Source organism: Archangium violaceum Cb vi76, from assembly GCF_000733295.1.
GTDB classification, from domain to species: domain Bacteria; phylum Myxococcota; class Myxococcia; order Myxococcales; family Myxococcaceae; genus Archangium; species Archangium violaceum.
Genome location: NZ_JPMI01000229.1, coordinates 1 through 9,019, shown reverse-complemented (window position 1 = coordinate 9,019; position 9,019 = coordinate 1). Strand labels below are relative to the sequence as shown.

9 protein-coding genes are annotated in these 9,019 nt (G+C 70.9%); 4 read left to right on the top strand and 5 right to left on the bottom strand.

Going from position 1 to position 9,019, the window contains the following annotated elements; genetic code table 11:
* Positions 1-255: 255 nt before the first annotated feature.
* From Q664_RS30870 to hpf, 3 genes are all read right to left on the bottom strand, one after another.
* Positions 256-1,143 carry an NAD(P)-dependent oxidoreductase gene (locus Q664_RS30870; RefSeq protein WP_043403632.1) on the bottom strand — a complete coding sequence of 296 codons (888 nt, stop codon included), beginning with the start codon at positions 1,141-1,143 and terminating at the stop codon, positions 256-258.
* A 107-nt stretch (positions 1,144-1,250) separates the two neighbouring features.
* On the bottom strand, positions 1,251-3,224 hold the full coding sequence (locus Q664_RS30865) for an MXAN_5187 family protein (protein WP_043403631.1): 1,974 nt from the start codon (positions 3,222-3,224) through the stop codon (positions 1,251-1,253).
* A gap of 132 nt (positions 3,225-3,356) precedes the next feature.
* Complete coding sequence (hpf, locus tag Q664_RS30860) at positions 3,357-3,701, bottom strand: ribosome hibernation-promoting factor, HPF/YfiA family (protein WP_043403630.1); 345 nt, start codon at positions 3,699-3,701, stop codon at positions 3,357-3,359.
* A 152-nt stretch (positions 3,702-3,853) separates the two neighbouring features.
* Between hpf and Q664_RS30855 the strand changes: the two genes are divergently transcribed.
* Positions 3,854-4,210, top strand: coding sequence for a response regulator (locus Q664_RS30855; RefSeq protein WP_043403629.1), 357 nt, complete (start codon positions 3,854-3,856; stop codon positions 4,208-4,210).
* 59 nt (positions 4,211-4,269) lie between these two features.
* A complete protein-coding gene (locus Q664_RS30850; protein ID WP_043403633.1) occupies positions 4,270-4,713 on the top strand; it encodes a putative signal transducing protein in 444 nt (147 codons plus the stop codon).
* Positions 4,714-4,815: 102 nt separating this feature from the next.
* Here the strand turns inward: Q664_RS30850 and Q664_RS30845 are convergent, their stop codons facing one another.
* Both Q664_RS30845 and Q664_RS30840 read right to left on the bottom strand, forming a co-directional pair.
* Positions 4,816-5,754: an N-acetylmuramoyl-L-alanine amidase-like domain-containing protein gene (locus Q664_RS30845; RefSeq protein WP_043403628.1), complete on the bottom strand. Its 939-nt coding sequence runs from the start codon at positions 5,752-5,754 to the stop codon at positions 4,816-4,818.
* On the bottom strand, positions 5,751-6,737 hold the full coding sequence (locus tag Q664_RS30840) for a HEAT repeat domain-containing protein (protein ID WP_043403627.1): 987 nt from the start codon (positions 6,735-6,737) through the stop codon (positions 5,751-5,753). Before Q664_RS30840 ends, Q664_RS30845 begins: the two co-directional genes overlap by 4 nt.
* A 161-nt stretch (positions 6,738-6,898) precedes the next feature.
* On the opposite strand from Q664_RS30840, the gene Q664_RS30835 reads away from it, so the two are divergent.
* Together Q664_RS30835 and Q664_RS30830 are read left to right on the top strand one after the other, a co-directional pair.
* Complete coding sequence (locus Q664_RS30835) at positions 6,899-7,216, top strand: DUF4398 domain-containing protein (RefSeq protein WP_043403626.1); 318 nt, start codon at positions 6,899-6,901, stop codon at positions 7,214-7,216.
* A gap of 18 nt (positions 7,217-7,234) precedes the next feature.
* The gene (locus Q664_RS30830; protein WP_043403625.1) at positions 7,235-8,938 is read left to right on the top strand and encodes an OmpA family protein; all 1,704 of its coding nucleotides are present in this window, start codon (positions 7,235-7,237) and stop codon (positions 8,936-8,938) included.
* Positions 8,939-9,019 lie beyond the last annotated feature (81 nt).

Sequence of the window (9,019 nt, the reverse complement as noted above, 5' to 3'; positions counted from 1 at the left end):
GTGCCTGTCTCCGTTCTCCAATCCGTGGCCCACAAGTGGGGACAAGGGATTCAACCCGGGATGCGTGGAACCCTCACCCCGTCCCTCTCCCGGAGGGCGAGGGGAAATAGCCACGGTCAGGCCACAGGGTCAGATGCGTTCAGTGAGGTGGGGAGTCCTCTCCAGCACCCGCGGACATCGGTCCGGGAGTGTCCTGGGGTCGGGGGCTCCCCTATTGGCGGCCGCGAGGCCGGGGTTCGACAGCGCGGCGGGGCCTCACTTCTCGCCGAGGCCCGCCCGCTCCGCCGCCAGTGCCCCGAGTGCCGACCAGTCCAGGTCTCCCCTGCCCTGGGCCACGCCGCCCAGGTAGTGGTCTCGCAGGAGGCTGGCCAGGGGCATCGGCACCTCCGCGGCTCCGGCGGCCTCCAGCACCAACCGCACGTCCTTGAGCCCCAGCTTCATCTTGAAGCCCGCGGGCTCGTACTGCGCGTTGGCGATCAGCACCGCGTAGCGCTCGAAGATGGGCGAGCGCGCGAACACCGACTGGAACAGCTCCAGGAACACCTGGGGCTCGACACCCGACTTGCGGGCCAGCGCGAAGGACTCCCCGAGCGCTTCGATCATCGAGGCGATCAGGAAGTTGCCCGACAGCTTCACCACGTTCGCCGACGAGGCCTTTTCCCCGAGCACCGACAACCCTCGTCCGATCGCCTCCAGCAGCGGCCGGCACCGTTCCACGTCGGCCTTCGCGCCCGCGGCCACCACCCAGAGTTGTTTCGCCTCCGCCGCCTCGGGCCTGCCGAACACCGGCGCCGCCACGTACCGCTGCCCGGCCTTCACATGGGCCTCGGCCAGCCGCTCCGAGAGCGCCACGGAGATGGTGCTCGACGACACGTGGAGCGCCCCCTTCTCCAGCCCGGCCAGCAGGCCCGAGCCTCCGAGCACGGCGGCCTCCACCGCGGCGTCATCCGAGAGCATGGAGAAGACGACCTCCACCCCCCGCGCCGCGTCCGCCGGCGAGTCCGCCACCCGGGCCCCCTGCTGGCGCAGTGCCTCGGCCTTCTCGCGGGTGCGGTTGTAGACCACGAGCTCATGCCCCGCGGCGCGCAGGTTCCTCGCCATGGGCTGGCCCATGTTGCCAAGTCCGACGAAGCCCACCTTCATGTGTCCCTCCTCGAAAGCGAGCCGCCACAGCTACCAGGAAAAGCGAGAGGGCCCCAGGTCCTCGAGACCTGGAGCCCTCTGGAGACAACACTGCGGCGCCGGGCGCGTCACTCCTTGACGGGCGTCGCCTTGAGGGCCGCCTTGCCCTCCTTCACGTACACCTGGAAGCGCACCGTCTTGCACGCGTACTTCTGGACGAGCTGCTCCTTGTTCTTGCGCAGCTTGGCCACGAACTTGTCGTACGTGAGCCCGTCATTGGGCTCGCCGCACTGGTCCCGCGTCGCGACGAACTCGCGGAAGACGTCCTGGAAGTGATGCTCCTCGGCCATGGCGATGGCACCGCTGCCGGTGGGAGGCGGAGGCGGCGGCATGCCCATGACGGGCGTGGGCGCCGTGGACGGAGCGGCCATGCCGGGGTGGCCCGGCCGCTGGGACGCCAGGGGGACCTCGGCCGTATTGGGACGCGCCGAGCGCGCCAGCAACTCCTGCGGGATGGCGGCCACGCGGGTCGTCTCGGGAGGCGAGTCCTCGCCAAAGCCCGGAGCGTTGCCCGCCTGCGCGGCGGCCGCGGCGAAGGGATCCGCCGCCTGCTGCAGCGTGTAGGCCGCCGTCGGCTGGTCCTCGAAGGCGAACGCGCCCCGCCGGGCGGCGGCCGTGGCCACGTCCGCGCCCGCGTCTCCCGTGGGGAACGGGAAAGCATCCCCGGCTCCGGCCTGCGCGGCGAACGGATCCTTGCCCGGCACCGTGGGCGAGCCGAACGGATCCGCCACCGGAGGCGGCGCGGGGAACGGGTACGCATCCCCACCGGAAGCCGCGTGCGCCTCCCCGCCCGGAACCGGCGGCGCGGGGAACGGGAACGCATCTCCCTCGGCGGCGGCCGGCGCGGCGGGAGCCGGAGCGGCACGGGCCGGGAACGGGAAGTCATCCGGGCTGGCAACGGGCGGCTCCTGCACGGGCGCCACGGGGAGCGGCGCCGCGGCCGGAGCCTGCGCCTCGGCCTCCTCCTGGCCCTTCTTGCCCTTCTTCTTGTCCTTCTTCTCGTCCTTCTTCTCCTTGGCGGCGGCCGGGGCGGCGGCGCGGCCCGAGCCCATCACCAGCAGCCACACCAGGGAGAAGCCCAGCAGGCACATGAGCGCGAAGAGGGCGATCTGCTGGTAGTCCGCCAGCGCCGTCATGAAGGGAAGCACGCTGCAGACGGCCACGACCTCGAGGCCGCCCTCGAGCGCCCGGCGCGAGCCCACCGCGAGCGGGGCCTCGCTGCTCTTGAGATCATCGGAGCGGGTGAACAGCGGCAGCTTCACCTGCGGCACCTGGGAGAGCCACCCGCGCACGCTGCCACTGCGCACCACGTGGCCGTACTGGCCCTTGCGCAGCACCTGGATGCCCTCGGCGGCCAGCTCCTTCTGCGCGCCCGCGGTGCCCAGCACCTTGTCGCCCTGTACCAGCGCGAGCGCGGCGACACCGGAGGACAGGGCCGCACCCTCCAGCGCCTTGACGTCCACCAGCGGCGCACCCACCACCAGCGTCGCGGCCACCTGGGACTGACCGCCCTCGGCGTTCCACAGCACCGGCACGGAGTAGAAGACGTGGAGCGCGTCGAACGCGTCCACCAGCACGCCCTCGCTGCCCGCCTTCAGCAGCGCCCGTACGTCCAGCGTGTCGTCCGACACGGGCTCCCCGTCGGCGCGCGCGTACAGCGAGCCCTCGGTGGTGGAGAGCGCGAGCACGAGCGAGCCCGCGAGCGGCTCGGGCACCAGCTCCCGGGCGGCGGCGCGCAGGTTGGTGAAACGCTCACCCGTGGGCGGCTCCACGACGCGGATGCCCTTGCCCCTGGGCAGCGGCACCACCTGCGGCTGCACGGCGGTGGCCACATCCGGACTGGCCGCGAGCTTCAGCGCCAGGCCCTGCACCGCGAGCCGGCGCGCGTCGAATGCTCGGGAGACCTCGGCGATGGCCGCCGTGGCGGGGGCCGCGGCATCCTGGGTGGCGCGCTCGCTCAGCGCTCCCGAGACCAGGGGGAGATGCGCCACCCCGAGTCCGAGGACCAGAAGTGCGAAGACGAAGAACTTGAAGCGGACCATCGCCGACCTTTAGCCCGGGGGGGGTGTGAAGTGTCCGCTTATAGCTTCCACCGCTCGGGGCCAGCAAGAAACCGGGAAGGGTCCGCCCGGGAGCCCGGACACCAGGCAAGGGGTCCGGGCTCCGTCCGCGCGCTAGAAGCGCACGTCCTGGGGAAGCCCCTGGCTGCCCTGCTCCCGCCGCTTCTCCAGCGTCCGGGTGATCATCTTCTCCAACGTGTCACGCGCCGCGTCGATGGCGTGGAACATGGTCTCCGCCGTCTCCGTCACATGCATGCCCGCGAAGCCCGGCATCCGCACCGTCACCCGGCACTCCTGGTCCACGCCGCCCTTGGGACCATTGATGTCCACCATGGCGATCTCGATCTCGGTCGCCTCGTCATCAATGAACTTGACGAGGGGATCCACCAGGTGCCGGTTGGCGTAGTCCCGCAGCTCGTCCGTCAGTGACAGGTGGACACCTCGCATCAGTACCTTCATCGCGTCACCTCCCCTTGGACCCTCAAGATGGGCAGCCCGCCGACATTCGGTGAGCGTCGTTCTCGCCCGCTCTCTTGCCCGCTCCCCGGGCCAGGGACGGAGCCCTCGGGAGGCGCGGACGTTTCTGGAGGGCTCCCGGGTTGCTCAGTCGCATGGGAGAGCGAATCAAGGTGTTGCTGGTCGAGGATGACGGCGACAGCCGGGAGCTTCTCGCGGAGCTGCTCGAGATGGACTTCGACGTCGTCACGGCGTCGGACGGTCTCGCCGGACTGCGGGCCTTCGAGAACGATCACCCCGATGTGGTTGTCACGGACGAGTCACTGCCCGGCATGTGTGGCACCGAGCTCGCCCAGGAGGTCAAGCACCGCCAGCCCAAGGCGGGCGTCATCCTGGTGTCCGGTTACACCAATGTGGACGCCGGCTGCTGTGACGTGGTGCTCCGCAAGCCCATTGATGTCGAGCGCTTGTCAGCCGCCGTGGGAAGCCTGGGGGAAGCAGCCAGGCATTGAGGCCGCACGTGCTAACCTCGGGCCCGGTTGCCAGGGTGTGGATCCTGGAGGGAGGCACGATGAAGTACTGCACGCAGTGCGGTTCCGAATACCAGGATGGCGTGAAGATGTGCGCCGATTGTCCCGGCAGTGAGTTGGTGGACGCGGAAGCCATGAGCCAGCGCCACATCCCGCTGTCCAGCGAGAGCGACACCCGCAAGTTCGTCCGGGCCACCACCGCGGAGGATCCCCTCACCGCCGAGGACTACGTGCGCGTGCTGGAGGCCGAGCGCATCCCCGTCTTCGTCCGGCCGCGCCGCGGCGGCGCCGTGGACGTGCTCACCACCGGCGCCCTGGAGCCCTGGTGGGAGATCATGGTCGGCGAGGAGCACCTGCAGCGCTCCCTCACCCTGCTGGCGCAGGAAAAGGCCCGCCTGGACTCCACCGCCGACGAGGCCGCCCGCGCCGCCGAGGAGGAGGAGCGCGAGACGGAGGCCACCGCGCCCCCGCCTGGCTCCCTCTGACTCCGGGCCATCCAACAGGGGCTCACTCGTAGTCGACTACGAGTGACAGGTGAGACATCCACCCACACCACTCGTAGTCGACTACGAGTGGGAGTGGAGTCATCACGGAGAGCGGACGAGCTCGCCGCCGCCCGCCTCGGGGCGGCGCGGCTCGTAGAGGCTCACGCCGGAGACCTTCCACTTGTCGTATTTCGCGTTGCGGGCGAGGAAGGTCTCCAGGTCCTCGTCCACCACCCGGCCGTTGCCGTCCACGCCGCGCCGGGCGTGCCGCAGCCAGGTGCGCTTGCCCTTCTGCACCACGAAGCCCAGGTGCGTCACCCGGGTGGCCTTGAGCGGCAGATCCTCGCGCAGCACCACGAGGATGGTGCCCGAGGGCACCTGGCGCGCGTGCGCCATCACCCGCTCCAGCGGAATCATGTCCAGGTTGTAGGTGCCCCGCGGCTGGTGCGTCCTGGGCAGCGCCAGCGCCTGCGAGGAGCGGGACGTCCACGTCACCGCGGTGAGCGTCTTCTGCACCCGCACGGTGTCCTCACCGCCGTAGCGCCGCGTCACGTCCGCCAGGAAGCCCTTGCGCTGGTTGTTGGGCAGCCACTGCGCCTCCATCAGGTGGTTGCGCTCCTCGTAGGTGGGCGCGCTCGCGTAGCGCAGGCGCTCGAGCACTCCCGCCACCTCGGGCTCGGCGGAGGCCAGGCTCATGGCCAGCGCCTGCTCCACGAAGGTGAGGCAGTCCACCGCGTCCAGCCGGAAGGTCGGGTCCGGATCCACCCCGCTCCCCTCCCCCAGCGGAGAGTGGACGTAGGGCGTGCCCAGGAAGCGCTCGCTCACCCGCAGCAGCCGCTCCTTCAGCGGCAGGCCCGCGTCCCCGGTGATGAAGGAGGCGCGCTCCTGGGGGCTGAGCGAGGCCCACACCACCATGGGCTCCTTCATGGGCGCCTCGAGCGTGTGGCGCGCCGGTGCGCCGGACGGAGCCGGTGCCGCGGGCGCGGTGGCGGCGGCGGGCGTCTGGGCCAGCAGCGCCGAGACGAGGGCGAAGGCCTTCACTTCACGACCCCCGCCTTGCGCAGCAGCGCCTTGCGCTCGTCGTCGGCGAGGTGGAGCGTCTCCAGCTCCTTCTCGTAGGTGAGCTTCTCCTCGCCCTGGGCGTTCCAGGAGGCCAGCACCAGCCAGGACATCATCGTCTTGTCCCCTCCCTGGTAGAGCACCCGGGCCGCGCCGGCCGCGAGCGCGCGGTCCTTGTCCTCCAGCAGCGGGCGGAGCACGGCCGCGGACTGCTTCGCGGACACGCCCTCGTAGAGGGCCAGGCCCTGGCGGCGCACGTGCTTGTCCTCGGAGGACAGCAGCTTGCGCGCGAAGGAGAAGCCCTCGGGGACCCCCAGCAGGCACAGGCCGCGGGCGGCGGCGAAGCGGGTGCTCTCCGAGCTGTCGTCGAGGAAGGCCTTGAGGCCCGGCGCCTGCTTCTTGTCACCGGAGGCGCCCACCGCCTCCAGCATCATCACGCGCGTCTGCGGATCCGACTCCGCCCGCGCCGCGGTGAGCAGCGCCTTGCCCACCTGGGGGTTGCCGGTGGCCCCGAGCGCGCGAGCCGCCTCCCGGCGCGCCCCGAGCGACTTGTCCTCCAGCAGCGGCAGCATCACGTCCACGCGCCGGCTGCGCACCTTGCCCAGCCCCTGGACGGCGTACATGCGCACCGCGCTGTCCTCGTGCCCGGCCAGGCCCACCAGGGCGGGCTCGGCCGTGCGCGTCTCCAGCCCCGCCAGCACCGCCGTCACGTCCCTCAGCCGCCGGGGCTCCAGCACCTGGGGAAGCTCCTCGGCGATCAGCGCCGCGGCGTAGGCCTCCTCCCGCAAAATCCGCAGCCGCGAGACGGCGGTGGGCACCGGGAGCCTCCCCGCGAGCACCTCCCGGGCGAGCGCCCGCGTCTCCGTGCGGCGCTCCTGGCGCTTCTGCACGGAGGGCGGGGCGGCCTGGACGGCCGGAGTGGTGAGGGCAATGACGAGCAGCAGGCAGGCTGGCAGGGTGCGCACGGCCGGCCACGATGACAAGGCCGGAGCGCGGCTGTCAAAACCCCGGCCGGGCCCGCTCCCTTCCTCGGGGATGTACGACTGACCGATTCTTGACCCTCCCCGAGTCGATTGATACGACCCATCTCCTAGTGTCCTCCAGCCCTTATCCCGAGGCTCCTTCCATGAAGCGACTCCTGGTCCTGGTGGCTGCGGCGGGAGCCGTCGCCGGGTGCGGCCCCCTGAGGTCCACCTCGAACCTGCTGGACGCCGAGGTGCAGATCCAGGCGGCCCGCACCGCTGGCGCCGAGAAGCTCGCCCCCTACGAGTGGACGGCCGCCAATCTCTACATCCGCAAGGCGCGCGAGGAGGTCGGCTACTCGGACTTCCAGGCCGGGGTGGACTTCGCCGAGAAGGCCGCCCGTTTCGCCGCCGAGGCCCGCACCAGGGCCATGGCCAACGCCAACGCGGAAGAAGCCGCTTCCCCCAGCTCCAACCCCTGACGCGAGAGCACCCACCCGATGCGACGTCTCATCGCCTCTTCGTTGCTGCTGCTCTGCACCGCTTGCGTGAGCGGTAACAAGGTCCGCGCGCAGTCCGAGGTCCTCCAGGCCGACATCGAGCGCGCCCGCCGCGGCGGCGCCATGCGTTGCGCCCCGGTGGAGCTCGCCACCGCCGAGGCCCACCTCGACTTCGCCCGCGGCGAGCTGAGCCAGGGCACCAGCTACCGCGCCTCCGAGCACATCCGCGTCTCCGAGGAAGCCATCAAGAAGGCCCTGGAGCTCTCCAAGGGTTGCGCCCCCGCGAAGGTCACGGTCAAGGACGGGCCGGACGGCACCACGCCCCCGCCGCAGCAGCAGACGGACCCGCAGCCCACCCAGGTGGAGATCACCCCCAAGCCGCCGCAGCAGGTGGTGGTGCAGATCGAGGAGAAGGACACCGACGGCGACGGCATCCTCGACAAGGATGACCCGTGCCCGGACCGTGCCGAGGACCGTGACGGCTTCGAGGACACCGACGGCTGCCCCGAGCCGGACAACGACCGAGACGGCGTGCTGGACGGCAACGACAAGTGCCCGCTCACCGCCGGTCCGCTCTCCAACCAGGGCTGCCCCGAGGAGGCCCCCGGCGACGCCGACGGGGACGGCATCCCCGACAACCTCGACAAGTGCCGCGACCAGCCCGAGGACAAGGACGGCTTCGAGGACTCGGACGGCTGCCCCGAGTCGGACAACGATCAGGACGGCCTCATCGACAGCGCGGACAAGTGCCCGGACGCCTCCGGCCCCATCCAGAACCTGGGCTGCCCGCGCACCGACAAGGACGGGGACAACGTCGAGGACTCGCAGGACAAGTGCCCGGACGAGCCCGAGGACAAGGACGGCTTCCAGGACGAGGACGGCTGCCCGGACCTGGACAACGACTCGGATGGCATCCCCGACGGCCTGGACCGCTGCCCGCTCAAGAGCGGCCCGCTGGAGAACGGCGGCTGCCCGGACGATGACAAGGACGGCGACGGCATGGTGGACCGCATGGACGTCTGCCCGGATCAGCCCGGCCCCAAGGAGATGCGTGGCTGCCCGGATCCGGACAAGGACAGCGACGGCATCCCCGACCGGTTGGACCTGTGCCCGGATGCGGCCGGCCCCCAGGAGACGCGCGGCTGCGCGGACGTGGACACGGACAAGGACGGCCTGGTGGACCGTCTGGACGTGTGCCCCAACGAGGCCGGCCCCAAGGAGATGCGTGGCTGCCCGGATCCGGACAAGGACAACGACGGCATCCCGGACCGCGTGGACGTGTGCCCCGAGGAGCCCGGCGTGAGTAGCGAGCGCGGGTGCGCCAAGAAGTACAAGATGGTCGTCGTCAAGAAGGACAAGGTCGAGATCAAGAAGCAGATCCTCTTCGCGTCCGGCTCGGCGAGGATCATCGGCAAGCAGAGCACCGCCGTGCTCGACGACGTGGCGCAGGTGCTGCGTGACATGCCGAGGATCAAGAAGATCCGCATCGAGGGTCACACGGACTCGCTCGGAAAGGATCTGGCCAACCTGAAGCTGTCCCAGGCGCGCGCGGACTCGGTGATGGCGCAGTTGCTCAAGCGTGGCATCGACCCGGGCCGCATGGAGGCCGTGGGCTTCGGTGAGGAGAAGCCCATCGACAACAACGCCACGGCGAAGGGCCGCGCCAACAACCGCCGCACCGAGTTCAACATCGTCGAGCAGTAGTCCCCTCCCCCACCGGGAGGGACCCAAGAGGGTGCCGCGAGCCTCCGGGCCGCGAGCACCCTCTTCCTTTTGCGGGGCCTG